The organism is Kitasatospora sp. NPDC101108 (genome assembly GCF_055584725.1).
On sequence record NZ_JBVJLM010000025.1, the window covers coordinates 76,281 to 100,708 of the forward strand.

The window sequence follows — 24,428 nt, forward strand, 5'->3', positions numbered from 1 at the left end:
TGCCGACGGTCGGCGCTCACTCGACCCCGATGAGCAGCGGCGTGGACTCCTGCCCCCCGTGGAACACCACCGAGTCCACCTCCGGCCGTTGCTGGCGGACGTGCGCCACCAGCCGGTCGGCGAGCGCCCGGTCGGCGCCCTCGCCGAGGATCAGGGTGACGAGTTCGCCGCCCGCGCCGAGCATCCGGTCCAGCACGCTCTCGCCGACCTCGGCCAGCCCGGCGCCGATCACCGCGACGTCGCCGTCGATCAGGCCGAGCACGTCGCCGGCCTGGCAGACCCCGGCCATGGTCCAGGACTCCCCCTCGGCGACGGCCAGTTCGGCGTACCGGGTGGCCCCGGCGGCGGAGGTCATGGCGACCACGTCCTCGTCGAAGCGCCGGCCGCCCTCGTGCACCGCGAGCGCCGCGAGGCCCTGCACCGGCGAACGGGTGGGGAGTACGGCGATCCGCACCCCCTCCTCGCGCAGCTGGTCGGCGGCGGCCCCGGCGGCGGCGCGCAGTTCGGGGTCGTTGAGCAGCAGCACCACCTCGCGGGCGGCCGAAGCCCGCACGGCGTCCGCGAGTTCGGCGCTGGCCGGCCGGCGGTCCGGGTCGGCGTGCAGGACGACGGAGCCGGCCTGCTCGCAGAGTTCGGCCAGCCCCTCGCCGGAGACCACGGAGAGCACCGCGCGGGCCCGCTCCTCGCGTTCGCCGCGCTCGGCGGCGGTGCCGGCCCGGGCGGCGGCCTCCGCGAAGTGGGTGATCCGGATCTGGTGCGGTCGCCCGGCCTCGACCCCGGCCTCCACGGCGGCGCCCGCGTCGTCCACGTGGACGTGCACGTTCCACAGGCCGTCGCCGCCGCCGATCACCAGCGAGTCGCCGAGCCGGCCGAGCCGCTCGCGCAGCCCGGGCAGCGCCGCGTCGGGCGCGTCCAGCAGGTAGATGACCTCGAAGGCGGGGTGGCCGGGGCCGGGCGGCCGCAGGTGCACCTCGCAGCTCTCCACCGCCCGGACGTCCCCGCGCAGCGCGACCGGTCCCATCGGCTGCTGTCCGGCGACGGCGTCGGCGAGCGCGCCGAGGACGGCCACCAGGCCGCGCCCGCCGGCGTCCACCACCCCGTTCTCGGCCAGCACGGCGAGCTGCTCGGGGGTGTGGCGCAGCGCGTCCCGGGCGGCCCGGTGGGCGGTGTCGGCGACCTGCGCGAGCCCGTCCCCGGCCCGGACCGCCTCGCGGGCGGCGACCCGGGCGACGGTGAGCAGGGTGCCCTCGACGGGCTCCGCGACGGCCTGGTAGGCGGAGTCGGCGGCCTGCTGCAGGGCGGCCCGCAGCTGGTCGGCGCCGCCGCCCTCGGCGAGCTTCTCGGCGGTGCCGCGCAGCCACTGGGCGAGGATCACCCCGGAGTTCCCGCGGGCGCCGACCAGCGCGCCGCGGGCCATCGCCCGGACGGTGTCGGCCAGTCCGGGGGCCGGGGCGGCGGCGGGGTCGGCGAAGCGGCTCTCCACCTCGGCGGCGGCGGACTCGACGGTCAGGTAGAGGTTGGTGCCGGTGTCGCCGTCCGGGACCGGGTAGACGTTGAGCGCGTCGATCTCCTCGCGGGCCTGGCCGAGCGCGCGCAGGGCGAGCTGGCACCAGGTGCGCACAGCCGGGGCGTCGAGCGTGTGCAGCACCAGGTCTCCTCCGGATGGGACGCCGTCATGGCCTGTGCGGCCGCACCGCACCGGATGCGGCGGCGGGGGGTGGTACCGGCAGGTTATCGGGGGCCGGGGAGGGGTGCCCGGACCGGCGACCGGAGCGATCACTCGGCCGGTCATGGTAGTTTCGTGGGACGGAAGCAAGCGTTGTATGCTCTTCCGGTTGCCTGGAACCGTCCAGGCTCACCCCCCTGGTCCGGTCTGGTTCACGCGAGTGCTCCGGTGGGTGGGCGGGGTTTTCGAAAGTAACTGATCTGAAGTCTTGGAGTGACTCCTGTGGCTGCCAACTGCGACGTCTGCGGCAAGGGGCCGGGCTTCGGCAACAGCATCTCCCACTCTCACCGCCGTACCCCCCGTCGTTGGAACCCCAACATCCAGACGGTGCGCGCTGTGATTGGGCGGACGCCGAAGCGGCTCAACGTCTGCACCTCGTGCATCAAGGCCGGTAAGGTCTCGCGCTGACGCGCAGACCGGCATGCCGGTCCTCCAGTGAGTCGGTTCATCCCCGGATGGGCCGGCTTCGCTGTTTCCGGGACCGGTCACGCTTTCCGGACGCACCGGTGATGGGCGGACCCCCTCCAGGGGCCCGCCCATCACCGCGTTCCGGTCAGCGCCAGCGCCAGGCGTGGTCGACCGGGCCGATCCCGGCGCCCAGGGCGAAGCCCCCGGCGATCGCGCCGGTGATGTACTCCTTGGCCGAGCCGACCGCCTCGGGCAGCGGCTCGCCCTTGGCCAGGCCGGCCGCGATCGAGCTGGCCAGGGTGCAGCCGGTGCCGTGGGTGTGCCGGTTGTCGTAGCGCGGCGCGCGGTACCAGTGGACCTCGCCGGGCCCCCCGTACAGCAGGTCGGCGGCCTCGCCCTCCAGGTGGCCGCCCTTGACCAGCACCCAGCGCGGCCCGAGGTCCAGCAGCGCCGCGGCGGCGGCCAGCATCTGGGACTCGTCCTCGACGGTCCGGCCGGTGAGCTGCGTCACCTCGTGCAGGTTGGGGGTGACCACGGTGGCGACCGGCAGCAGCTTCTCCCGGACGGTGGCCACCGCCTCGGCGGCCAGCAGCGCGTCCCCGTGCTTGGAGACGCCGACCGGGTCGACCACCACCGGGGCGTCCACCCCGGAGAGCAGGTCGGCGACGGTCTCGACCAGTTCGATCGAGGCGAGCATGCCGGTCTTCACGGCCTGCACCCCGATGTCGTCCACCACGCTGCGGAACTGCGCCCGGACGGCCTCGGCGGGCAGTTCCCAGTAGCCCTGGACGCCAACCGAGTTCTGCGCGGTGACGGCGGTGATCACGCTCATGCCGTGGACGCCGAGGGCGAGCATCGCCTTGAGGTCGGCCTGGATGCCGGCGCCGCCGCCGGAGTCGGAGCCGGCGACGGTGAGCACGCGGGGAGGTGCGGTGGAGGACATGCGCCCAACCTACCTCCGGCGGTTCAGAGCACGGCCTCGGACTCCGCCCAGCGGTTCTCCGGCACGGTCTTCAGCCTGGTCACCGCGTGGCCGATCGGCAGCAGCTCGATGCCGGTCCGGCGCAGCGCGGTGAAGTGCCCGAACGCGCCCCGGTGGACGGCCTCCACCGCGTGCCAGCCGAAGCGGGTGGCGAGCACCCGGTCCCGGGCGGTCGGGGTGCCGCCGCGCTGGGTGTGGCCGAGGATGACCGGGCGGGCCTCCTTGCCGAGCAGGTTCTCCAGCTCGTGGGCGAGCCGGTTGCCGATCCCGCCGAAGGTGCGGTGGCCGTACTGGTCGACGTCGCCGTGGTCGAAGCGCATGGTGCCGGGCATCGGGGTGGCGCCCTCGGCGACGGCGATGATGGCGAACTTCTTGCCGCGGTCGAAGCGGTCCTCGACCATCCGGGCCACCGCCTCGATGTCGAAGGGCTTCTCCGGGATCAGGATGCCGTGGGCGCCGCCGGCCATGCCCGCGGTGAGGGTGATCCAGCCGGTGTGCCGTCCCATCAACTCCACCACCATGACGCGCTGGTGGGACTCGGCGGTGGTCTTCAGCCGGTCGATCGCCTCGGTCGCCACGTGCACCGCGGTGTCGAAGCCGAAGGTGACGTCGGTGGCGTCGATGTCGTTGTCGATGGTCTTGGGCACCGCGACGACCGGCAGCCCGGCGTCGCTGAACAGCTTGGCGGCGGTCAGTGTCCCCTCGCCGCCGATCGCGATCAGCGCGTCGATGCGGATGTCGCGGGCCAGCGTCGTGGCGTTCTCCACCGCCCAGGCGATCCGGTCGCGCTGCACCCGGGCCGAGCCCAGGATGGTGCCGCCGAGGGTGAGCAGACCGGTGACGTCGTCGTGCGAGACCGGCCGGGTGCGGCCCTCGATCAGGCCGAGGAAGCCGTCCTGGATGCCCACGATCTCGTCGCCGTGGACGTCCGTGCCCCGGTGCACGACCGAGCGGATCACCGCGTTGAGGCCTGGGCAGTCGCCGCCGCTGGTCAGTACACCGATGCGCATGTGGGGTGTGCTCCCGCTCGCAGTGGATCGGACGGCCCGCGCCGGACGGCGGGCGGGCCCGGATGCCGCAAGCCTACGCAAAACGCATCCTGGAAGCCCGCCGCCGCAACGCCCGGAGCGTCACGCGCCCGCACCGGTGTCCACGGCCCGTCAGCCGTACGCCGTACCCCGGTCGGCGAGGTGCGTCACTCGGAGAAGTGGTCCCAGCCGCCGACCCGGTCCCAGGGTGCGCCGTCGACCGTCACCCGACCGCTGCGCGAACCCCGCGGACGGCCGGTGACCTCGCCCACCACCCGCCAGCGGGAAGGGAGTTGGACCCCGCGCGGGAAGGTCGCCACGATCGCGTGGTCCTCACCGCCGGACAGCACCCAGACCAACGGGTCCACCCCGACCGCCTGTCCGATGTCGGCCATCTGCGCCGGGACGTCGAAGTCGGCGGCCCTCAGGTCGATGTCCACCTCGCTGGCCCGGGCCACGTGGCCGAGGTCGGCGACCAGCCCGTCGCTCACGTCGATCATCGAGGTCGCGCCCAACTCGGCCGCGGCCGGGCCCGAGTGGTACGGCGGCTCGGGCCGGCGGTGCGCCTCCACGAAGGCGCGCGGGGAGCGGAACCCGCGCTGCAGCACGGTCAGTCCGGCCGCGGACCAGCCCAACCAGCCGCTCACCGCGACCACGTCGCCGACCTGGGCGCCGGAGCGCGTCACCGCCGCGCGCCCCTGGAGGTCGCCGAGCGCCGTGATCGCCAGCGTGACGGTGTCGCCACGCACCACGTCGCCGCCGACCACCGTCGCCCCGGCGACCTGGCACTCGTCGCGCAGCCCGTCCATCAGCTCGGTGGCCCAGGTGGTCGGCAGGTCGGCGGGGGCGACCAGCCCGAGCAGTATCGCGGTCGGCACCGCGCCCATCGCGGCCACGTCGGCGAGGTTCTGGGCGGCGGCCTTGCGGCCCACGTCGTAGGCGGTGGACCAGTCCCGGCGGAAGTGCCGGTTCTCGATCAGGACGTCCGTGGTGGCCACCACCCGGCCGTCCGGGGCCTTCACCACCGCGGCGTCGTCCCCGGGGCCGAGGTCGACCGCGTCGGTGAGCGGTACCCGGGCGGTCAGCTCCCTGATGAGTCCGAACTCGCCGAGCTCGCCCACGGTCCCCTGCATCTGCCGTCCTCTCGCGTTTCCAAGTTCCAGCCCCCGTCGCGCTCCCCCGCGCGCAGCGTACGCCCTTCGGGGGTGCGGAAGTCTCCCCTCCCCGGCCCGCTGCGCGGTAGCGTGGTGATCAGCCTGCCGGTGAGCCCGCATCCACCCCTGCGCCAGACCGGGCGATCACGGCGGCGATCCCCCCAACCGGCCGCCGGGAGGTCACCCGTGGTACAGGCATACATCCTGATCCAGACCGAGGTAGGGAAGGCCACCGCGGTGGCCGAGACCATCTCGAAGATCCCCGGCGTGCTCACCGCCGAGGACGTCACCGGTCCGTACGACGTGATCGTCAAGGCCGAGGCCGAGACGGTGGACGACCTGGGCCGCATGGTGGTCGCCAAGGTCCAGAAGGTGGAGGGCATCACCCGCACCCTCACCTGTCCGGTGGTCCATCTGTAGCCCCGGCTACCATCGGCGGGTGGCCAGAGAACTCCGCATCCCGAAGGCGCTGACCGCGCTCCCCGCGCCGGTCCGCTGGCTGGCCGTGCCGGTGGCGCTGACCTGCGCCGTGGTGGCGCTGGTCGGCAGTTGGAGTTCGGCCGACCCGGCCGTCGAGGTGCCGCAGCCCTCGGGCCGGGCGGCCGGCTACTGCCGGGCCCTGGCCGCGGCGCTCCCGCAGGAGTTGCTCGGCCACCCCCGCAGGGACCCGTCGCCCGCCTCGCCGTACGTGGCCGCCTGGGGCAGCTCGCCCCGGACGGTGCTGCGCTGCGGCGTCGACCGGCCGGAGGAACTGGACGGCCCGCACGCCGCGGACTTGTCCCCGACCGTCGACGACGTCACCTGGTGGTCCCAGAAGCTCGACGACGGCGGCTACCGCTTCGTGACGACCATGCGCGCCGCCTACGTCGAGGTGACCGTCCCGGCCGGAGCCGCGCAGAACGCCTTCGACCCGGCCGCCGCGCTGACCCCGCTCGTCAAGGCCAACATCCCCGGCTGAAGCACCGCCCCGAACCGAAGGGAGCGGGCCGGTGCTTCCCCGGCCCGCCCCCGCTCCGTGCTACCGGAGGCCGGTCGAGCGGCGCAGCGCGCTCTGCAGCAGCCGGTCGATCAGCTCCGCGTACGAGACCCCGCTGGCCTCCCACATCTTCGGGTAGGCGGAGATCGGGGTGAAGCCCGGCATGGTGTTGATCTCGTTGATCATCCAGCTGCCGTCCTCCAGCAGGAAGAAGTCCACCCGGGCCAGGCCCTCGCAGCCGAAGGCCTCGAACGCGGCCACCGCCTGGCGCCGGATCTCCGCGACCTCCTCGGCGGTCAGCTCGGCCGGGATCCGGACCTCGGAGGAGTCGATGTACTTGGCCTCGAAGTCGTAGAAGTCGAAGCCCTCGCCGACCAGCACCTCGGCCGGGACGCTGGCCCGCGGGCCGTCCTCGAACTCCAGCACGCCGCACTCGATCTCGCGGCCGGAGACGCCCGCCTCGATGATCAGCTTGGGGTCGTGCCGACGGGCCTCCTCGATCGCGGCGTCCAGCTCGGCCAGGTCCCGGACCTTGGTGATGCCGATGCTGGAACCGGCCCGGCAGGGCTTCACGAACACCGGCAGGCCGAGCTCGGCGACCCGCTCGCGCACGGCGGCGCGGCCCTGCTCGGTGTCCCACTCGCGCGGCCGCACGACCGTGTAGTGGCCGACGCCCAGGCCGTGCGAGGCCAGGATCCGCTTGGCGAACTCCTTGTCCATGCCGGCCGCGCTGGCCAGCACGCCGTTGCCGACGTACGGGACGCCGGAGAGTTCCAGCAGACCCTGGAGGGTGCCGTCCTCGCCCCACGGGCCGTGCAGCAGCGGGAACACCACGTCGACCTCGCCGAGCGCCTTGGGGGCGCTCCCGGGCTCGCTCAGCAGAACCTCACGGCTGCCCGGGGAGACCGGCAGCGCGACCTGCCCGTCGACGTCCTCGGCGACGTGCGCGACGTCCGGCAGCCGGCCGTCGGTGATCGCCATCCGGGCCGGCTCGTCGCTGGTCAGCGCCCAACGGCCCTCGTGGGTGATGCCGATCGGAAGCACGTCGTACTTGTCGCGGTCGATCGCCCGCAGAACGCTGCCCGCGGTCGAGACCGAGATCGCGTGCTCGGAGCTGCGCCCGCCGAAGACCAGCGCCACGCGCGGCTTCGAGGCGGACGGGTTCGGGGGGGTCTGTTCGATGCTCATATCGCGTTCGAGACTACCGTGCGACGTGTTTCCGGGAAGTCAACGCCTTCCCGGAGCGCCGCGACGTCAGCGCCGCTCCGCCTTGGCCGAGCGCGACATCAGCGCCTGCAGCGCCTCCTGGGTCGGCCGCCCGTTGTGCACCACGTCCACCACGGCCTCGACGATCGGCATGTCGACCCCGCTGCGCCGGGCCAGGTCCAGCACCGACTCGCAGGACTTGACGCCCTCCGCGGTCTGCCGGGTGGCCGCGATGGTCTCGGCCAGCGACATGCCCCGGCCCAGGTTCATGCCGAAGGTGTTGTTGCGCGACAGCGGCGAGGAGCAGGTGGCGACCAGGTCGCCCATCCCGGCCAGCCCCGCGAAGGTGTGCGGGTCGGCGCCCAGCACCTCGCCGAGCCGGGCGGTCTCGGCCAGCCCGCGGGTGATCAGCGTCGCCTTGGTGTTGTCGCCGAGCCCCATCCCGGCCGCCATGCCGACGGCCAGGCCGATCACGTTCTTGACCGCGCCGCCGAGTTCGCAGCCGACCACGTCGGTGTTGGTGTACGGCCGGAAGTACGGCGTGTGGCAGGCCGCCTGCAGCCGCTTGGCGACCGACTCGTCCGTGCAGGCCACCACGCTCGCGGCGGGCTGACGGTTGGCGATCTCCTTGGCCAGGTTGGGCCCGCTGACCACCGCGACCCGCTCCGGGCCGACCTTGGTGACCTCGTCGATGACCTCGCTCATCCGCTTGGCGGTGCCGAGTTCGATGCCCTTCATCAGGCTCACCAGCACGGTCTGCGGCTCGATCAGCGGCGCCCAGGCGGCCAGGTTGTCGCGCAGTGTCTGCGAGGGCACCACCAGCACCGCGAAGTCGGCGCCGGCCAGCGCCTCGGCGGCGTCGGTGGTGGCCCGGACGGAGTCGGGGAGCCGGACGCCCGGCAGGTAGTCCGGGTTCTCGTGGGTGGTGTTGACGGCGTCCACCAGCTCCTGGCGGCGGGCCCACAGCACGACCTCGCAGCCGGCGTCGGCCAGCACCATCGCGAACGCGGTGCCCCACGAGCCCGTCCCCATCACGGCGCAGCGGGTCACCGGCCCGTCCCCTCACTGTCGTTGTCGCCGGGGCCGCCCTTGGCCCGGCGGCGCTCGGCCAGCGCGGCGGCGGCCCGCTCGCGGGCGGCCTTGCGCATGTCGTAGCGCTCGGCCGGCGGCTGCTCGCCGCGGATCCCGGCCAGCACGGCGGTGATCGCCGCCATGATGTCCTCGGTGGCGTCGTTGAGCACCTGGGCGGTGAGCTCCTGGCCCCGGTACTTGCTCAGGTCGACCGCGGGCCCGGCCGCCACGGTCACCCGGTGCCGCGGGAACAGGTTGAACTTGCCCTTGCCGTAACCGCCCCGGCCGTACGGCGGGATGATCTCGTGGGCGCCCCAGTGCGCGACCGGGATGACCGGCGCACCGGTCATCAGCGCGACCCGGGCGACGCCGTTCTTGCCGGTCATCGGCCACAGGTCCGGGTCCCGGGTGAGCGTTCCCTCCGGGTAGAACTGCACGCACTGGCCGCTGTTGACGGCGTCGATCGCGGCCCGGAAAGCCTGCGCGGCGTCGGTGGACTCGCGGAACACCGGAATCTGACCGGTCTTGCGGAGCATGAATCCGATGAAGGGAATGGAGAACAGCGAGGACTTCCCGAGAATCCGCGGCGGACGCCCGCTGTTGTACTGCCAGTGCGCGTAGATCACCGGGTCGATGATCGAATTGTGATTGACCGCGGCGATGAAGCCGCCTTCCTTCGGAATGTGCTCCCAGCCCCGCCAGTCGGGCTTCACCAGGGCGGTCGTCACCGGCTTCACCAGCACGGCCGCGAAGCGGTACCAGATGCCGTAGTCGGCGTTGCCGAACTTGGCGTACGAGCGGCGGGCCACCCCAGCTCCTTCTCTTTCGATGCGGCACGTGGGGTGCCGCGGTCATAGCCTCCCGGTGCCGCGCACCGCTGCGACCGGGGCCCGGCGCACGGGCGCGGAACAGTGTCGCCCGCCTGCTCACCGGCTGTCGAGCGACCGCACCAACCCGCCCGGCGGGCGTGATCAAACGCACGTCCGCACAGTTCGGACGGCCTGGCGAGGGTTCCGGGACCGGCGTCACAATGACGCCGATGACCCAGGACACCGTACGCCCCAGCGGGCCCGCCGCGCCCGCCGCACCCGCCGCCGACTGGTCGCTGGTGCTGCCGCTCAAGCCGCTCGCCCTGGCGAAGAGCCGACTGGCCCCGTACGCGGGGCCGCACCGGGCCGGGCTGGCCCTGTCCTTCGCCCTCGACACGGTCACCGCCGCGCTGGCCACCCCCGGCGTCGCCCGCGTCCTGGTGGTCACCCGGGACGCCACGGCCGGTGCCCGGCTGGCCGCGCTCGGCGCCCTGGTGGTCGCCGACGAGCCCGGCGGCGGCCTCAACCGGGCGCTGGCGCACGGCGCCTCGGCCGCCCTCGCGCTCGCCCCGCGGGCACCGCTGGCCGCCCTGTCGGCGGACCTGCCGGCCCTGCGGCCGGCCGAACTCGCCCGGGTACTGGGAGCGGTGCCGACGGACGGACGGGCCTTCCTGCCCGACTCCCCCGGCCTGGGCACCACCCTGCTCGCCAGCGCCCCCGGCCGGCCGCTCTCCCCCGCCTTCGGGGACGGCTCACGGGCCCGGCACGCGGCCGGCGGGGCGCTCGAACTGCGCCTGGCGGGCGTGGAGTCGGTGCGCCGGGACGTCGACACCGGTACCGACCTCGACGAGGCGGCGGCGCTCGGCCTGGGCCCGTACACCAGTGCGCTGTTCGCCCGGATGAGTCGTTCCTGACCCGCGCCCGGCGCTTCGCGCACCCGTTCCGGGAGCACTCCTGAGCGGCGGGCCCGTCCGGGCCGCTCGCTATGCTGCTGGCATGCAGGCCACCGCGTTCACCTTCGACCCCGCCACCCGGGCCGGCTCCGTGCTGCTCGACGACGGGACCCCGGTGCCGTTCGACGCGGCCGCCTTCGACGCCGGCGGCCTGCGGCTGCTGCGGCCCGGCCAGCGGGTGCGGATCCGCACCGAGGGCACCGGCGAGGCCCGCCGGGTGGTCTTCGTGACCCTGCAGACCTTCCCCGACCCCGCCGAGGGCCGCTGACCTGCCGGTCCCCGGCTCCCGCGCCGGTACCGGCGACACCACCGTTCCCGGCGTTCCCACCGGTCCCGCGGTTCTCCGCGCCCGGCCGACGGCTGCCACCGAATCCTGACTGAGCGCCCGGAAATCGAGAGAGCCGCGGCCACCCGGTCTCCGCGTTCGCGGGAGGGGGTGCCGCGGCTCCTGGCCGAAGGCCGTCCGAGGACGGTCGCGCGGGACCTACTTGGCAGAGGTCTTGCGCGCGGTGGTCTTGCGGGTGGCGGTCTTCTTCGCCGGCGCCGTCTTCTTGGCCGTGGCGGTCGCCTTCTTGGCGGTGGCCGTGGTCTTCTTGGCGGCGGCGGTGGTGGTCGCCTTCTTGGCGGCGGCCGTCTTCTTGGTCGCGGTCGCCGTGGTCTTCTTGGCGGCGGCGGTGGTGGTCGCCTTCTTGGCGGCGGGCGCCTTCTTCGCGGCGGTGGCCGTGGTCTTCTTGGCGGCAGCCGTGGTGGTCGCCTTCTTGGCGGCGGCCTTCTTGGTCGCGGCCGGGGCGGCGGCGGCAGCGGTGGCGGCGCGCTTGGTGGCGGCACGCTTGGCAGCCGGGGTCGCGGCGACACCGGTCTTGCCCGGGGTGAGGGAGCCCTTGGGGGCCTTCTTCACCGAGGGGCCTTCCTTCGGCAGCTTCTTGCTGCCGCTGACCAGGTCCTTGAAGCCCTGGCCCGGGCGGAAGCGGGGGACCGAGGTCTTCTTGACCTTGACCCGCTCGCCGGTCTGCGGGTTGCGGGCGAAGCGCGCGGAGCGCTCCACCTTCTCGAAGGTGCCGAAACCGGTGACCGAAACCCGGTCACCGGCCACAACGGCACGGACCATGGTGTCGAGCACTGCGTCGACGGCCTCTGCGGCAGCCTTGCGACCGCCCAGCTGCTCGGCCACCGCTTCGACAAGCTGAGCCTTGTTCACGTCTTCCCCTTCGGAAACGGGCGCCGGATGATTCCATCCGTTCTTTTCGCACGTTAGGTATGTATCTGCGGACTTTCAATTACCAAACGCGCGAATCACCCTAGTGTCGCAATGGATTTGCGCGTCCGCGACCTCAGTCGAGCGGCGGGTGCCCCTCGTCGAGGTCATGTACAAAGCGACTCAACCGCCTTGCCGCCTCCGGAAGATCGCGCTTGGCGGTCTCCGTGACGATGAGCAGTTGACGGGTGAGAGCGGTCTTTGCATCGACAGACACGTTCAGCGCATGCACGCGGGCGTGAGCTTGCTTCAACCGCTCGGCCACGAGCGCGTAGAGCGCTGCGACTTCCGGGTCGTCCGGCGCCTCAGCTGGTGTTGCGGAGGTGTCGTCCGGCCGATCGTCAATTCGGCGTTCGGCTCCCCGGCCCACGGACTCCTCGGACGCGGGTTCGCCGCCCGCGTACGGAGGTTCATGGTGCCGGTGCATGTACTGATTGTGCCATCTACCCGCAGTTGTACTTGCGCGGGGCCCTCTTCCGCAAAGCCGAATGGGCAATCCGGGGAGGGCCCGGCGCTAACTCGTGCTCCGGAACGCCGGATGGCCCGGCCCCCCCGAGGGGGAGCGCGGGCCATCCGGTGGATCGTCAGAATGCTTGTTCTGAGGGGAACTCAGGAGACCGGCAGAGTACGGGGCTTGAACGCCGGACGGGTCGCCTCGTAGGCGGCGATGTCGGCCTCGTTCTGCAGGGTGATGCTGATGTCGTCCAGGCCGTTGAGCAGCCGCCACCGGACGTTGTCGTCCAGTTCGAAGGGCGCGGTGACGCCTTCGGCCCGGACTTCCCGCTTCTCCAGATCAACGGTGATCTCGGCCGAAGGGTCACTCTCGGTGAGCGACCAGAGTCGTTCCACGGTCTCCTGGGGCAGCACGACGGTCAGCAGGCCGTTCTTGAGCGAGTTGCCGCGGAAGATGTCGGCGAACCGCGAGGAGATCACCGCGTGGAAGCCGTAGTTCTGCAGCGCCCAGACGGCGTGCTCGCGGGAGGAGCCGGTGCCGAACTCGGGCCCGGCCACCAGGACGGTGGCGCCCCGGCGCTCGGGCCGGTTGAGGATGAACGAGTCGTCCTTGCGCCAGGCCTCGAACAGCCCGTCCTCGAAACCGGATCGGGTGACCTTCTTGAGCCAATGGGCCGGGATGATCTGGTCGGTGTCCACGTTGCTGCGGCGCAGCGGGACGGCCCGGCCGGTGTGGGTGGTGAACTTCTCCATGGCTCAGGCCTCCACGGCGACGTCGGCGAAACGGTCGGACAGGTCGGACGGGGAGGCCAGACGGCCCAGGACGGCGGTCGCGGCGGCGACCTGCGGGGAGACCAGGTGGGTGCGGCCGCCCTTGCCCTGGCGGCCCTCGAAGTTGCGGTTCGAGGTGGAGGCGCAGCGCTCGCCGGGGGCGAGCTGGTCGGGGTTCATGCCCAGGCACATCGAGCAGCCGGCGTGCCGCCATTCGGCCCCCGCGGCGGTGAACACCTTGTCCAGGCCCTCCTCGACGGCCTGCAGGGCGACCCGTACGGATCCGGGGACGACCAGCATCCGTACCCCGTCGGCGACCTTGCGGCCCTCCAGGACGGCGGCGGCGGCGCGCAGGTCCTCGATCCGGCCGTTGGTGCAGGAGCCGACGAAGACGGCGTCGACGGCGACCTCGCGCAGCGGGGTGCCGGCCTCAAGGCCCATGTACTTCAGGGCGTTCTCGGCGGCCACCCGCTCCTGCGGGTCCGCGAAGTCCTCGGGGTGGGGGACGTTCGAGCCGAGCGGGGCGCCCTGGCCGGGGTTGGTGCCCCAGGTGACGAACGGGGTCAGCTCGCTCGCGTCGATGAACACCTCGTGGTCGAAGACCGCGTCCTCGTCGGTGACCAGGGTCCGCCAGTACTCGACGGCGGCGTCCCAGTCCTCGCCCTGCGGGGCGTGCGGGCGGCCCTTGAGGTAGGCGAAGGTGGTCTCGTCCGGGGCGATCATGCCGGCCCGGGCGCCCGCCTCGATGGACATGTTGCAGACGGTCATCCGGGCCTCCATGGACAGGCTCCGGATCGCCGAACCGCGGTACTCCAGGACGTAGCCCTGGCCGCCGCCGGTGCCGATCTTCGCGATGACGGCCAGGATCAGGTCCTTGGCCGTGACGCCCTCGGGCAGTTCGCCCTCGACGGTGATCGCCATGGTCCGGAACGGCGCCAGCGGCAGGGTCTGGGTGGCCAGCACGTGCTCGACCTGGCTGGTGCCGATGCCGAACGCCAGCGCGCCGAAGGCGCCGTGGGTGGAGGTGTGGGAGTCGCCGCAGACCACGGTGGTGCCGGGCTGGGTCAGGCCGAGCTGGGGACCGACGACGTGGACCACGCCCTGCTCGACGTCGCCGAGCGAGTGGATCCGGACGCCGAACTCGGCCGCGTTGCGGCGCAGGGTCTCCAGCTGCACCCGGGAGACCGGGTCGGCGATCGGCTTGTCGATGTCCAGGGTCGGGGTGTTGTGGTCCTCGGTGGCGATCGTCAGATCGGTGCGGCGGACCTTGCGGCCGGCCAGCCGCAGCCCGTCGAAGGCCTGCGGGCTGGTGACCTCGTGGAGCAGGTGCAGGTCGATGAACAGGAGGTCGGGCTCGCCCTCCGCGCGCCGCACGACGTGGTCGTCCCAGACCTTCTCTGCGAGTGTCCGTCCCATCGGATTCCCTCCAGCCGGCCGCGTTGCCGGCCTTCTCGTGTCATCGGGGTCACTGCGTGCGCCGTCGGTGCGGAGCGCGTTCGCGAGACCTGCACGCCGGATCGCTGTCCACGATGCGGACACTCTGACGAGGTCCCATCCTGGATGTCTCCCGGGCTGCTGCTTCCAGAGTGGCGCTTTTCCCGGAAGATTGAACTTGCGTCTCGCGGAATGAGACTGCAGTCTTAGGGCATGGACAACACTAGCGGCGTCGGCGTTCTCGACAAGGCCGCTCTGGTGCTGAGCGCACTGGAGTCGGGCCCCGCCACGTTGGCGGGGCTGGTCGCCGCCACCGGTCTGGCGCGCCCCACGGCCCACAGACTCGCCGTCGCACTCGAACACCACCGTCTGGTCACCAGGGACATGCAGGGGCGTTTCATCCTCGGCCCCCGCCTGTCCGAACTCTCCGCCGCGGCGGGCGAGGACCGGCTGCTCGCCACCGCGGGCCCGGTCCTGACCCACCTGCGCGACGTCACCGGCGAGAGCGCACAGCTCTACCGCCGCCAGGGCGAGATGCGGATCTGCGTAGCCGCCGCCGAGCGGCTCTCCGGCCTGCGGGACACCGTCCCGGTCGGCAGCACCCTGCCGATGAAGGCCGGCTCGGCCGCCCAGGTCCTGCTGGCCTGGGAGGAGCCCGAGCGGCTCCACCGCGGCCTCCAGGGCGCCCGCTTCACCGCCACCGCGCTGAGCGGCGTCCGGCGGCGCGGCTGGGCCCAGTCGATCGGCGAGCGGGAGCCGGGCGTCGCGTCCGTCTCCGCACCCGTACGCGGCCCCTCCAACCGCGTGGTGGCCGCCGTCTCCGTCTCCGGCCCGATCGAGCGCCTGACCCGCCACCCGGGCCGGCTGCACGCCCAGGCCATCATCGAGGCCGCGAACCGGCTCACCGAGGCGCTGCGCCGGAGCTGACCCGGCCGACTTCCCCCACCCACCCCGCCCCCGTTCCCCCACTCCCCCCACTCCCCCACCGAAAACGAAAGGGCCCCGCTCGACTCCGAGCGGGGCCCTTCGAAAGCATTCGGGGAAAACAAAAAAGACCCCGGCGGGCGGGGCCTTTCCATTTACTGGCTGGGGTACCAGGACTCGAACCTAGACTAAATGAACCAGAATCACTCGTGCTGCCAATTACACCATACCCCAACACAAAGCAAGGGCCGATGGGCGAGCCCATCGGCTTCCTGCTCTGAAGTACCCCCGACCGGATTCGAACCGGCGCTACTGCCGTGAGAGGGCAGCGTGCTAGGCCGCTACACAACGGGGGCTTCCTGGCGATCCCTTGCGGGATCAGTACCCCCGACCGGATTCGAACCGGCGCTACTGCCGTGAGAGGGCAGCGTGCTAGGCCGCTACACAACGGGGGCTTTCCAGGTGATCCCTTGCGGGATCAGTACCCCCGACCGGATTCGAACCGGCGCTACTGCCGTGAGAGGGCAGCGTGCTAGGCCGCTACACAACGGGGGCTTGGATCTTCATTTGTCCTGCTCGTGCGACCGTTGCCGATCGTACAGCGCTGGGGTACCAGGACTCGAACCTAGACTAACTGAACCAGAATCAGTCGTGCTGCCAATTACACCATACCCCACCAGAGTTGAACCCCTGCGGGGCCTTCTCAGGCGTTGCGCCTCTCGGTCGGTCCCGTTCCGAGGGGCTTTCGCTCCCTCGTCCGTTCCCTCCCGGGCGGCGCAGAAAGAACATTACCCGACGTCGGCCCCGGCTCCAAAATCGATAACCGCAGGCAGCGGCCGGGAGGACGTCCGGGGGCGTCCGGGTGCGCCGCGGGCCCGGCACGGAGCCGGGCCCGCGGGCTGCTCAGAGGCCCCTGAGGACGGCCTCAGGCGGCCGGCAGGGCGTCCAGGGCGGAGCGCAGCCGGCGGAGCGTCTCGGGGCGGCCGAGCAGCTCCATCGACTCGAACAGCGGCGGCGAGACCCGGCGGCCCGTGACGGCCACCCGCAGCGGCGTGAAGGCGAACTTGGGCTTGATGCCCAGCCCCTCCACCAGCGCCTCGCGCAGCGCGGCCTGGATCGGCTCCGGGGTGAAGTCCGCGAGCTCCTCCAGGGCCTTGACGCTGGCCTCCAGCACCGGGCGGGCGTCGGCGGTCAGCACCTTGGCGGCGTCGTCCGGGTCGACGGTGAAGTCGGCCGGGTCGACGAACAGGAAGCCGGCCATGTTCACGATCTCGCTGAGGACGACCATCCGCTCCTGGGTGAGCGGCGCCACCTTGGCGAGCAGGTCCAGCTGCTCGGCGGTGGGCTCGGCCGGCAGCAGGCCGGGGGCCTGGAGGTACGGCACCAGGCGGCGGACGAAGTCCTCCGGGGCCAGCTTGCGGACGTGTTCGGCGTTGATCGCCTCGCACTTCTTCAGGTCGAAGCGGGCCGGGTTGGAGTTCACCTTCGCGATGTCGAAGGCCGCGATCAGCTCGTCCATGTCGAAGATGTCGCGGTCGTCGGCCAGCGACCAGCCCAGCAGGGACAGGTAGTTGAGCAGGCCCTCACGGATGAAGCCGCGCTCGCGGTAGAGGTTGAGCGAGGCCTGCGGGTCGCGCTTGGAGAGCTTCTTGTTGCCCTCGCCCATCACGTACGGCAGGTGGCCGAAGCGCGGGGTGGCGCCGGTGCCGACGCCGATCTCGGCGAGCGCCTCGTACAGCGCGATCTGCCGCGGGGTGGAGGACAGCAGGTCCTCGCCGCGCAGCACGTGGGTGATGCCCATCAGGGCGTCGTCGACCGGGTTGACCAGGGTGTACAGCGGGGCGCCGTTCGCCCGGACGATGCCGTAGTCCGGCACGTTCTCCGGCTCGAAGCTGAGCGTGCCGCGGACCAGGTCGTCGAACGCGATGGTCTTGTCGGGCATCCGGAAGCGCAGGATCGGCTCGCGCTTCTCCAGCTTGTAGACGGCGACCTGGTCGTCGGTCAGGTTCCGGCAGTGGCCGTCGTAGCCGGAGGGCTTGCCGGCCGCGCGGGCGGCCTCGCGGCGGGCGTCCAGTTCCTCGGTGCTGCAGTAGCAGTAGTAGGCGTGCCCGGCCTCGTGCAGGCGGCGGGCGACGTCCGCGTAGATGTCCATCCGCTGCGACTGCCGGTACGGCTCGTGCGGGCCGCCGACCTCCGGGCCCTCGTCCCAGTCGAAGCCGAGCCAGCGCATCGCGTCGAGCAGCTGCTCGTACGACTCCTCGGAGTCGCGGGCCGCGTCGGTGTCCTCGATCCGGAAGACCAGCGTGCCGCCGTTGTGGCGGGCGTAGGCCCAGTTGAAGAGGGCGGTGCGGACCAGGCCCACGTGGGGGTTGCCGGTCGGGGAGGGACAGAAGCGAACCCGGACGGCCGGGTCAGTGTTAGCCACGCTTGATCACCTTGTTGGTGAGAGTGCCGATGCCTTCGATGGAGACGGCGACCTCGTCGCCGACGTTGAGCGGGCCCACCCCTGCGGGCGTGCCGGTGAGGATGACGTCGCCGGGCAGCAGCGTCATGGCCTCGGAGATGTGGACGATCAGCTCGGCGACCGAGCGGACCATCAGGGAGGTGCGGCCGGTCTGGCGGAGCTCGCCGTTGACCGTGCAGGTGACGGCGAGGTCACCCGGGTCGAGGTCGGTCTCGATCCACGGCCCCAGCGGGCAGGCGGTGTCGAAGCCCTTGGCCCGCGCCCACTGGCCCTCGCGCTGCTGGACGTCCCGGGCGGTGACGTCGTTCGCGCAGGTGTAGCCGAGGATCACCTCGGGCACCCGGTCCAGCGGCACCTCGCGGCACATCCGGCCGATCACCACGGCGAGTTCGGCCTCGTGGTGGACGTCCGAGGAGAACGGCGGGTACGCGATGTTCTCGGTCGGGCCGATCACCGAGGTGGACGGCTTGAAGAAGGTGAGCGGGACGTCCGGGACGTCGTTGCCCAGCTCGGCCGCGTGCGCCGCGTAGTTGCGGCCGACCGCCACGATCTTGTTGGGGAGCATCGGGCTGAGCAGCCTGACGTCCTGGAAGCGGTAGCTCTCACCGGTGGGCTGGGGTTGGCCGAACGGGTGGCCGGCCAGCTCGTGGACGACCAGCGAGTCGGGCTGGGAAGGGTCCCCCTCGACCACGCCGAAGGAAACGCTGCCGGCGGCAGGGCTCCCTTCCCGGACGGAAAACCTGGCAATGCGCACGGCTGGGCTACCCCTCGCTTCGTCGGCCGCCCGGGGCGCCCCCGGGCGCTGCTCGGGCGCCTCGCCCGCACCGGGCGCGGCCCCGTCAATCGACGTCCAGGCTATCGCGTGGGGCCCCTCCCGACCGCTTTGCCCTGGTTCAGCACGGCTGGGGTGGACCCGCCCCGAGCCGAAGGGGCGGGAGCGCCCGGAGGGGGCGGGCCCTGACGGCCGAGGGCGCCGTGGACCACGGCGGTGCGGGTCCACGGCGCCCTCGGCGGAGCGCTGGTCGGATCAGTCCCGGACGGTGACGACCGGGGCGACCATCAGCTGGGTGCGGCGCGGGTTGGCGGTGACGGCCGGCAGCTCGGTGCCGTAGGTGACGACGTCCTCGGCCCTGCGGGCGCCCGGGATCTTGCTGAAGTCCTCGACCGAGGCCAGCGTGGTCCGGCGCGGATTCGCCGTCGAGCGGCAGGACAGCGTGGACTTGGTGGCCTTCTTCGCCAGGGACATCGAGAGCACCTCGTGGTCGTGGCCGGGTGGATCGCCAGGGATCCGCACCGGCCGGAGTGATTCCGATTGATTCGGAGGGGTTCTGGGCAGGCTGATCAGGGCCGTGCTCCGGAGACAGCCAGGTTACGAGATCTCTTTCCACAGACGCCGTGACCAAAGCTACACATTAGTCTGTGATTTTGCTCACAAATTGACGAGCAAATCACTTATATCCGACATTTCGCCGCACCGGAATTTTCCGACATTCCACGCGGAACGGTCATTCCGGCAGGTCTGCGACTCTTGTCGATCTCGGGCCACGTTGGCATGTATCCGGCGAGTGTCCGAAAAAGGCGGTATTCCGGTCCGGTTACCGCACAGTCCGTGAGAACACGCATGCGGTCGGTAGTACACGGCGGCCGGTTCCTGCGGCCCTTGTTGGGATTCCCTCGCTGTGCTGGAATGCCACGGACCGTGGGTAGGGAGCAGTCCACCCCCGGCGACCCGCTCTCCCGGACCGGCCGGGGTGCGGATGGAAACTCGACACCGTCCAGGCCGTGGCGACGCGGCGGGACGCCCGGTCCAGAGGTTGCGACGCCAGTGCAGGGACGTTTCAAAAGGGGTAGCGGCGGCGCGGGTGACCCGGAGTCGCGCGAGCCTGTGGCAGCCCCTCAGCAGGCGGCGGCCCCCGGTGGCCCGGCCGACCCGATGACGCCCGAGGCCCCCGCCCGGCCGGAGGACGACGGCCAGGAGCGCAAGTCCGCCAGGGACAAGCTCCGGACCACCCTGACCAGGCGCCGCGCCACGGGTCTGAGCCGGCTCGCGATGCGCAACTGGCGCATCCGCACCCGCCTGATCGCCCTGCTCGCGCTGCCCGTCCTGGTCTCGCTGGTCCTCGGCGGTCTGCGCATCCAGACCTCGCTGGAGAACTCGCAGCAACTCGCCCAGATGGCCAACCTGTCCGACCTGGCCAAGAAGGCGACCAACCTCGCGGACGCCCTGCAGACCGAGCGCGACATCAGCGCCGGCTACATCACCAACAAGCCGAACGAGCCGCTGGACGACGACATCGTCGCCGCCCGCAAGTCCACCGACGACCTCAGCCGCACCTTCACCACCTCCTCGGACAAGTTCGAGAACCTCGAACTCTCCGGTGGGAAGGCGCTGCTGTTCCAGATCCGCAAGGACCTGAACTCGATCGCGGACGCGCGCAACACGCCGTACCAGAACAACCAGAACATCCAGGCGACGATCACCGCGTACGACGTGATCATCCGCGACCTGCTGGACATCACCCAGGACATCGCGCTCGCCTCCAACAACAAGGACCTGCTGGTCGCCACCCGCGCCCTGCAGCAGTTCTCGCTGGCCAAGGACGCCACCTCGCAGCAGCGGGCGCTGATCAGCGCCGGTCTGGCCAACCCCAAGAGCCCGGACCTGAGCGCGAGCGACGAGTCCTTCGGCATCCGCCTGCGCACCACGTACGACAACGCGCTCAACGGCTTCAACAACATCTACTCCGCGCACGATCTGGACAACCTGCGCGGCCAGCTGAGCTACAACAACGTGGTCGCCGAGGCCGACCGCTACTCGCGCTCGATCCTCCAGCCGGGCGGCATCCACCAGACCGAGCCGGTCACGTACAAGGACTGGTACGAGAAGGCCAGCACCAAGATCACCGCCGAGCGCCGGATCGAGTCCAAGCTGATCGAGGACCTCGACGGAAAGGCCCAGGACCTCCAGTCCCAGGCCGACACCGAGGCCCTGATCATCGGTGCCGCCGTCGCCCTGACCCTGCTCGTCGCCCTCGGCGGCGCCGGTCTGATCGCCCGCTCGATGGTGCGCTCGCTGACCCGTCTGCAGACCGCGGCCGAGGACGTCGCCGAGCGGCGCCTGCCCGAGCTGGTCAAGACGCTCTCCGAGAGCGACCCGCACGACGTCGACACCACGGTCGAGCCGGTCGCCGTCGACTCGACCGACGAGATCGGCCACGTGGCCCACGCGTTCGACATGGTGCACAGCGAGGCCGTCCGCCTCGCCGCCGAGCAGGCCCTCCTGCGAGGCAACATCAACGCGATGTTCACCAACCTCTCGCGCCGCAGCCAGGGCCTCATCCAGCGCCAGCTGTCGCTGATCTCCGAGCTGGAGAGCCGCGAGGCCGACCCGGACCAGCTGGCCAACCTGTTCAAGCTGGACCACCTCGCGACCCGCATGCGCCGCAACGGTGAGAACCTCCTCGTCCTCGCGGGTGAGGACCCGGGCCGACGCTGGACCCGCCCCGTCCCGCTGGTCGACGTGCTCCGCGCCGCCGCCTCCGAGGTGGAGCAGTACGAGCGCATCGAACTCGCCGCCGTGCCGTCGGCCGAGGTCGCCGGCCGCGTCGTCAACGACCTCGTCCACCTGCTCGCCGAGCTGCTGGAGAACGCCACCTCGTTCTCCAGCCCGCAGACCCGCGTCCGGGTCACCGGCCACGCCCTGCCCGACGGCCGGGTGCTGGTCGAGATCCACGACACCGGCATCGGCCTCAGCCCCGACGACCTCGCCGACATCAACGAGCGCCTGGCCAACCCGCCGACGGTGGACGTCTCCGTCTCCCGCCGCATGGGCCTGTTCGTGGTCGGCCGCCTGTCCCTGCGACACGGCATCCGGATCCAGCTGCGTCCGAGCGACTCCGGCGGCACCACCGCGCTGGTCATGCTCCCGGTCGACGTCACCAACTCCGCCGAGCGCCGGGCCCCCGGCCGTGCGGGCTCCGGCGGCCCGGGCAAGCAGCAGCGCGGGGTCGCCCCGACGCCGCGCCAGCAGCGCCAGGTGCCGCCCGGCCGTCAGAACGGTCCGGCCGCGCTCGGCCAGGGCCCGTCCGGCGGCGCGCCGCAGGGCGGCCGTCCGCAGCTCGGCCAGGGCGGTCCGGCTGCTCCGGCCCCTGCCGCGCCGACCGGCCCGGGTGCGCCCGGCGGCCGCGCCGGCGGGCTGGGCGGACTGCCGACCCGTCAGGTCGGCCAGTCGCTGCGCGAGAACCCGGCGTCGCCGACGGGCCAGCAGGAGCAGAAGGGCCGCGGCCAGGGTTCCGGTCTGCCCGGCCGGAGCGGCCAGGGCCGGCCGGCGCCCGCCCAGCAGGGCCAGCCCCAGCAGGGCCAGCAGGGACAGCAGGGCCAGCCCCAGCAGGCTCCGCAGCAGCAGGTTCCGCAGCAGCAGGTTCCGCAGCAGCAGGTTCCGCAGGGCCGGCCGCAGCAGTCGGCGCAGGGCGGTCTGCCGCAGCGCGCCCCGGGCCGTCAGGGCCCGCCGCAGGGCGGCCCGAACGGTCTGCCGCGCCGCGGCCAGGGCCGCCCCGGCCAGGAGCGTCCGCGCCCCGAGGCCGGTCCGGGCGCGCCGGTCCCGCAGACCGGCGAGCAGCCGCAGCACGGCCGTCCGGGCGGTCCCGGCGCCCCGCAGCAGGGTGCCCGTCCGGGCAACCGTCCGCAGGACGGCCTGCCGCAGCGCGCCCCCGGCCGCCAGGGCCCCGGTACCCCGGTCCGTCAGGGTCAGGGGCCGCAGGGCCCCCAGGGTCCGCAGGGCCAGCAGGGCCAGCGCCGTCCGCAGCGCCCCGGTCCGGACGCCCAGCAGCCGGGCCGCCAGCCGCAGCTGCCCCCGCAGCAGCAGCCCCAGCCGCTGCCGGCGGCCGAGCCGGCCCCGGTGGAGAGCACCCAGCAGTTCGCCCGGCCGCGTTTCGAGGCCAGCCAGATCGACCCGCGTGACCCGCTGGGCCTCGGCCTGGTGGAGCCGGTGCTGCCGAACGTGCCGAACCCGGCCCAGCCGCAGCCGGTGCAGCCCCAGCCGGTCCAGCAGCAGCCGGTCCAGCAGCAGCGGCAGGAGCCGATGGCGCTGCCGACCGGCCCGTCCGAGGTCACCGGCGAGCAGCCGTGGTACCCGCAGCAGGCCGAGGGCCCGCAGCAGGCTCGGCCCGGGTCGTACCAGCCGCGCCGTCCCGGCACCTCCGCGCCGGAGCTCCAGCAGGACGGCTGGCCGCAGCAGGCTCAGCCCCAGGTGCCGCAGCCCCAGGTGCCGCAGCAGCAGGCCCCGCAGGGCCAGCCCCAGCCGGGCCAGCCGCAGCAGGGCCAGCCGGGCGCCGGTGACGCGCCGTGGCGCCCGTCCGCGAACGACGAGCGCTGGCGCCGGGCCGAGCAGGTCCGCGAGCCCTCGACCAGCGGTGTCACCATGTCCGGCCTCCCCCGGCGGACCCCGCAGGCCAACCTGGTCTCCGGCACCGCCGAGGCCTCACCGCTGACCGGTCCCCAGGTCTCCCGGGCCCCCGAGGAGGTCCGCGGCCGCCTGACCAACCTGCGCCGCGGCATCCAGCAGGGCCGCCGGGCCGGGGCCGAGCAGGTCGGCAACCCGCCGGCCTTCCAGCATGGTGCCCAGCAGCCCGGATTCGATAGTTTCGGTGGCCGGACCGACGGCAACGGCGCAGATCACCAGGAGCGTTGAGTTGAACCAGATGAGCCAGGCCGCACAGAACCTGAACTGGCTGATCACCAATTTCGTGGACAACACCCCCGGGGTGTCCCACACCGTGGTGGTCTCCGCGGACGGCCTCCTGCTGTGCATGTCGGAAGGCTTCCCGCGTGACCGCGCCGACCAGCTCGCCGCCGTCGCCTCCGGCCTCACCTCCCTCACCTCCGGCGCCAGCCGGATCTTCGAAGGCGGCGAGGTCAACCAGACCGTCGTCGAGATGGAGCGCGGCTTCCTCTTCCTGATGGCCATCAGCGACGGCTCCGCCCTCGCCGTCCTGGCCGCACCCGACTCCGACATCGGCCTCGTCGGCTACGAGATGGCCCTGCTCGTCGACCGAGCCGGCGCCGTCCTCACCCCCGCACTCCGCGCGGAACTCCAGGGCAGTCTCCTGCACTGACCGGAACCCGCGCGGATCTCCCACCGTTCCACCCCGCACCGGGTCCGACCCGACCGGACCCGGCGCCCCACCCTCAGCTACCCTCAGGCAGCTGATCCCGCCTCAGCTGGCACCGCCCCAGCTGGAACCGGCTGCCCAAGGCTGCAGCACAAGGAGGACCCATGACCCCGCCCTCGACACCCGCCGGCCCGTACGGCAACGGGTACGGCAGCGGCTACGGCGGGCAGCAGTCCGACGGCTACGAGCAGCAGCCGCTGGTCCGCCCGTACGCGATGACCGGCGGCCGGACCCGGCCCCGGTACCAGCTCGCGATCGAGGCGCTGATCTCGACCACGGGCTCGGCCGAGCGCACCACCGGGCTGCTGCCCGAGCACGCCCGGATCGTGAACCTCTGCCGTGAGGTCAAGTCCATCGCGGAGATCTCCGCACTGGCCGGCGTGCCGCTCGGTGTGGCCCGCATCCTCGTGGCCGACCTGGCCGAGGCCGGTCTCGTCGCCATCCACCAGCCCGCCGCCGCGGGCGAGTCGGGCGGAACGCCCGATGTCACGCTGCTCGAAAGGGTCCTCAGTGGACTTCGCAAGCTCTAACGGACCCGCCCGCGCCACGACCTCCGCGAAGATCGTCATCGCGGGCGGCTTCGGTGTCGGCAAGACCACGCTCGTCGGCGCCGTCTCCGAGATCAACCCCCTGCGCACCGAAGC

23 protein-coding genes, 5 tRNA genes and 1 pseudogene are annotated in these 24,428 nt (G+C 72.4%); 10 read left to right on the plus strand and 19 right to left on the minus strand.

The features are described from left to right. Positions 1-16: 16 nt before the first annotated feature. On the minus strand, positions 17-1,648 hold the full coding sequence (locus tag ACZ6Z8_RS33875) for a DAK2 domain-containing protein (protein WP_465613861.1): 1,632 nt from the start codon (positions 1,646-1,648) through the stop codon (positions 17-19). 300 nt (positions 1,649-1,948) lie between these two features. Here ACZ6Z8_RS33875 and rpmB point away from each other — a divergent pair, with 300 nt between their 5' ends. After that, positions 1,949-2,134 carry a 50S ribosomal protein L28 gene (gene rpmB, locus ACZ6Z8_RS33880; protein WP_014138233.1) on the plus strand — a complete coding sequence of 62 codons (186 nt, stop codon included), beginning with the start codon at positions 1,949-1,951 and terminating at the stop codon, positions 2,132-2,134. A gap of 145 nt (positions 2,135-2,279) precedes the next feature. Here the strand turns inward: rpmB and thiD are convergent, their stop codons facing one another. From thiD to ACZ6Z8_RS33895, 3 genes are all read right to left on the minus strand, one after another. Next, the gene (gene thiD, locus ACZ6Z8_RS33885; RefSeq protein ID WP_465613862.1) at positions 2,280-3,077 is read right to left on the minus strand and encodes a bifunctional hydroxymethylpyrimidine kinase/phosphomethylpyrimidine kinase; all 798 of its coding nucleotides are present in this window, start codon (positions 3,075-3,077) and stop codon (positions 2,280-2,282) included. A gap of 23 nt (positions 3,078-3,100) precedes the next feature. Next, entirely contained in the window at positions 3,101-4,126 is a 1,026-nt protein-coding gene (locus ACZ6Z8_RS33890; RefSeq protein ID WP_465613863.1) for an ATP-dependent 6-phosphofructokinase, read from the minus strand. Positions 4,127-4,311: 185 nt separating this feature from the next. Further along, entirely contained in the window at positions 4,312-5,277 is a 966-nt protein-coding gene (locus ACZ6Z8_RS33895; protein ID WP_465613864.1) for a thiamine-phosphate kinase, read from the minus strand. 207 nt (positions 5,278-5,484) lie between these two features. On the opposite strand from ACZ6Z8_RS33895, the gene ACZ6Z8_RS33900 reads away from it, so the two are divergent. Together ACZ6Z8_RS33900 and ACZ6Z8_RS33905 are read left to right on the plus strand one after the other, a co-directional pair. Next, positions 5,485-5,718, plus strand: a complete 234-nt coding sequence (locus ACZ6Z8_RS33900) for an Lrp/AsnC family transcriptional regulator (RefSeq protein WP_380417325.1) — start codon at positions 5,485-5,487, stop codon at positions 5,716-5,718. Positions 5,719-5,737: 19 nt separating this feature from the next. Next, complete coding sequence (locus ACZ6Z8_RS33905) at positions 5,738-6,256, plus strand: DUF3515 domain-containing protein (RefSeq protein ID WP_465613865.1); 519 nt, start codon at positions 5,738-5,740, stop codon at positions 6,254-6,256. Between the two features lie 60 nt (positions 6,257-6,316). On the opposite strand, the gene ACZ6Z8_RS33910 is transcribed toward ACZ6Z8_RS33905, so the two are convergent. The 3 genes from ACZ6Z8_RS33910 to ACZ6Z8_RS33920 form a co-directional block, all read right to left on the minus strand. Then, positions 6,317-7,462 (minus strand): D-alanine--D-alanine ligase family protein, encoded by a 1,146-nt coding sequence (locus ACZ6Z8_RS33910; RefSeq protein ID WP_465613866.1) that lies wholly within the window; start codon positions 7,460-7,462, stop codon positions 6,317-6,319. 66 nt (positions 7,463-7,528) lie between these two features. After that, complete coding sequence (locus ACZ6Z8_RS33915) at positions 7,529-8,512, minus strand: NAD(P)H-dependent glycerol-3-phosphate dehydrogenase (protein ID WP_465613881.1); 984 nt, start codon at positions 8,510-8,512, stop codon at positions 7,529-7,531. A 14-nt stretch (positions 8,513-8,526) separates the two neighbouring features. Then, on the minus strand, positions 8,527-9,360 hold the full coding sequence (locus ACZ6Z8_RS33920) for a lysophospholipid acyltransferase family protein (RefSeq protein ID WP_465613867.1): 834 nt from the start codon (positions 9,358-9,360) through the stop codon (positions 8,527-8,529). A 230-nt stretch (positions 9,361-9,590) separates the two neighbouring features. Here ACZ6Z8_RS33920 and cofC point away from each other — a divergent pair, with 230 nt between their 5' ends. Then, entirely contained in the window at positions 9,591-10,274 is a 684-nt protein-coding gene (gene cofC / locus ACZ6Z8_RS33925) for a 2-phospho-L-lactate guanylyltransferase (protein ID WP_465613868.1), read from the plus strand. 82 nt (positions 10,275-10,356) lie between these two features. Beyond that, a complete protein-coding gene (locus tag ACZ6Z8_RS33930) occupies positions 10,357-10,581 on the plus strand; it encodes a hypothetical protein (protein WP_465613869.1) in 225 nt (74 codons plus the stop codon). Between the two features lie 216 nt (positions 10,582-10,797). Here the strand turns inward: ACZ6Z8_RS33930 and ACZ6Z8_RS33935 are convergent, their stop codons facing one another. From ACZ6Z8_RS33935 to leuC, 4 genes are all read right to left on the minus strand, one after another. Continuing rightward, entirely contained in the window at positions 10,798-11,511 is a 714-nt protein-coding gene (locus ACZ6Z8_RS33935) for an HU family DNA-binding protein (RefSeq protein WP_402828013.1), read from the minus strand. Positions 11,512-11,644: 133 nt separating this feature from the next. Further along, a complete protein-coding gene (locus tag ACZ6Z8_RS33940; RefSeq protein WP_465613870.1) occupies positions 11,645-11,995 on the minus strand; it encodes an SCO5555 family protein in 351 nt (116 codons plus the stop codon). Between the two features lie 182 nt (positions 11,996-12,177). Beyond that, a complete protein-coding gene (gene leuD / locus ACZ6Z8_RS33945; RefSeq protein ID WP_465613871.1) occupies positions 12,178-12,774 on the minus strand; it encodes a 3-isopropylmalate dehydratase small subunit in 597 nt (198 codons plus the stop codon). A gap of 3 nt (positions 12,775-12,777) precedes the next feature. Continuing rightward, positions 12,778-14,208: a 3-isopropylmalate dehydratase large subunit gene (leuC, locus tag ACZ6Z8_RS33950; protein WP_465613872.1), complete on the minus strand. Its 1,431-nt coding sequence runs from the start codon at positions 14,206-14,208 to the stop codon at positions 12,778-12,780. A gap of 231 nt (positions 14,209-14,439) precedes the next feature. Here leuC and ACZ6Z8_RS33955 point away from each other — a divergent pair, with 231 nt between their 5' ends. After that, positions 14,440-15,153, plus strand: a complete 714-nt coding sequence (locus tag ACZ6Z8_RS33955) for an IclR family transcriptional regulator (protein WP_030246527.1) — start codon at positions 14,440-14,442, stop codon at positions 15,151-15,153. Between the two features lie 156 nt (positions 15,154-15,309). Here ACZ6Z8_RS33955 and ACZ6Z8_RS33960 read toward each other — a convergent pair. The 8 genes from ACZ6Z8_RS33960 to ACZ6Z8_RS33995 form a co-directional block, all read right to left on the minus strand. Next, positions 15,310-15,384: transfer RNA gene (locus ACZ6Z8_RS33960), tRNA-Gln, on the minus strand. A gap of 49 nt (positions 15,385-15,433) precedes the next feature. Continuing rightward, positions 15,434-15,506 (minus strand) — tRNA-Glu (locus tag ACZ6Z8_RS33965). Positions 15,507-15,532: 26 nt separating this feature from the next. Continuing rightward, positions 15,533-15,605: transfer RNA gene (locus ACZ6Z8_RS33970), tRNA-Glu, on the minus strand. A gap of 27 nt (positions 15,606-15,632) precedes the next feature. Beyond that, positions 15,633-15,705, minus strand: a tRNA-Glu gene (locus ACZ6Z8_RS33975). Positions 15,706-15,754: 49 nt separating this feature from the next. Further along, positions 15,755-15,826 (minus strand) — tRNA-Gln (locus ACZ6Z8_RS33980). A 249-nt stretch (positions 15,827-16,075) separates the two neighbouring features. Then, positions 16,076-17,575 carry a glutamate--tRNA ligase gene (gltX, locus tag ACZ6Z8_RS33985; protein ID WP_465613873.1) on the minus strand — a complete coding sequence of 500 codons (1,500 nt, stop codon included), beginning with the start codon at positions 17,573-17,575 and terminating at the stop codon, positions 16,076-16,078. Continuing rightward, positions 17,568-18,368, minus strand: a complete 801-nt coding sequence (locus ACZ6Z8_RS33990) for a fumarylacetoacetate hydrolase family protein (RefSeq protein ID WP_465613874.1) — start codon at positions 18,366-18,368, stop codon at positions 17,568-17,570. Before ACZ6Z8_RS33990 ends, gltX begins: the two co-directional genes overlap by 8 nt. Positions 18,369-18,641: 273 nt before the next feature. Continuing rightward, positions 18,642-18,860 (minus strand): hypothetical protein, encoded by a 219-nt coding sequence (locus tag ACZ6Z8_RS33995; protein ID WP_465613875.1) that lies wholly within the window; start codon positions 18,858-18,860, stop codon positions 18,642-18,644. 639 nt (positions 18,861-19,499) lie between these two features. Here ACZ6Z8_RS33995 and ACZ6Z8_RS34000 point away from each other — a divergent pair. The 4 genes and pseudogenes from ACZ6Z8_RS34000 to ACZ6Z8_RS34015 form a co-directional block, all read left to right on the plus strand. Continuing rightward, positions 19,500-23,303: a sensor histidine kinase gene (locus ACZ6Z8_RS34000; protein WP_465613876.1), complete on the plus strand. Its 3,804-nt coding sequence runs from the start codon at positions 19,500-19,502 to the stop codon at positions 23,301-23,303. 10 nt (positions 23,304-23,313) lie between these two features. After that, positions 23,314-23,727, plus strand: coding sequence for a roadblock/LC7 domain-containing protein (locus ACZ6Z8_RS34005; protein ID WP_030291361.1), 414 nt, complete (start codon positions 23,314-23,316; stop codon positions 23,725-23,727). A 161-nt stretch (positions 23,728-23,888) separates the two neighbouring features. Next, positions 23,889-24,314, plus strand: a complete 426-nt coding sequence (locus tag ACZ6Z8_RS34010; protein ID WP_030291321.1) for a DUF742 domain-containing protein — start codon at positions 23,889-23,891, stop codon at positions 24,312-24,314. Beyond that, positions 24,295-24,428 (plus strand): annotated as a pseudogene (locus ACZ6Z8_RS34015) (ATP-binding protein); the annotation flags it as partial. The gene ACZ6Z8_RS34010 and the pseudogene ACZ6Z8_RS34015, both read left to right, overlap by 20 nt.

Excerpts from the sequence above, each read along its gene's own strand:
- leuC (WP_465613872.1), bottom strand. The coding sequence starts at position 14,208 with ATGGGACGGACACTCGCAGAGAAGGTCTGGGACGACCACGTCGTGCGG.
- cofC (WP_465613868.1), top strand. The coding sequence starts at position 9,591 with ATGACCCAGGACACCGTACGCCCCAGCGGGCCCGCCGCGCCCGCCGCA.
- ACZ6Z8_RS33930 (WP_465613869.1), top strand. The coding sequence starts at position 10,357 with ATGCAGGCCACCGCGTTCACCTTCGACCCCGCCACCCGGGCCGGCTCC.
- ACZ6Z8_RS33910 (WP_465613866.1), bottom strand. The coding sequence starts at position 7,462 with ATGAGCATCGAACAGACCCCCCCGAACCCGTCCGCCTCGAAGCCGCGC.
- ACZ6Z8_RS33940 (WP_465613870.1), bottom strand. The coding sequence starts at position 11,995 with ATGCACCGGCACCATGAACCTCCGTACGCGGGCGGCGAACCCGCGTCC.
- ACZ6Z8_RS33890 (WP_465613863.1), bottom strand. The coding sequence starts at position 4,126 with ATGCGCATCGGTGTACTGACCAGCGGCGGCGACTGCCCAGGCCTCAAC.
- ACZ6Z8_RS34005 (WP_030291361.1), top strand. The coding sequence starts at position 23,314 with ATGAGCCAGGCCGCACAGAACCTGAACTGGCTGATCACCAATTTCGTG.
- ACZ6Z8_RS33915 (WP_465613881.1), bottom strand. The coding sequence starts at position 8,512 with ATGGGGACGGGCTCGTGGGGCACCGCGTTCGCGATGGTGCTGGCCGAC.
- thiD (WP_465613862.1), bottom strand. The coding sequence starts at position 3,077 with ATGTCCTCCACCGCACCTCCCCGCGTGCTCACCGTCGCCGGCTCCGAC.
- ACZ6Z8_RS34010 (WP_030291321.1), top strand. The coding sequence starts at position 23,889 with ATGACCCCGCCCTCGACACCCGCCGGCCCGTACGGCAACGGGTACGGC.
- ACZ6Z8_RS33995 (WP_465613875.1), bottom strand. The coding sequence starts at position 18,860 with ATGTCCCTGGCGAAGAAGGCCACCAAGTCCACGCTGTCCTGCCGCTCG.
- ACZ6Z8_RS33895 (WP_465613864.1), bottom strand. The coding sequence starts at position 5,277 with ATGCAGGGGACCGTGGGCGAGCTCGGCGAGTTCGGACTCATCAGGGAG.
- ACZ6Z8_RS33955 (WP_030246527.1), top strand. The coding sequence starts at position 14,440 with ATGGACAACACTAGCGGCGTCGGCGTTCTCGACAAGGCCGCTCTGGTG.
- leuD (WP_465613871.1), bottom strand. The coding sequence starts at position 12,774 with ATGGAGAAGTTCACCACCCACACCGGCCGGGCCGTCCCGCTGCGCCGC.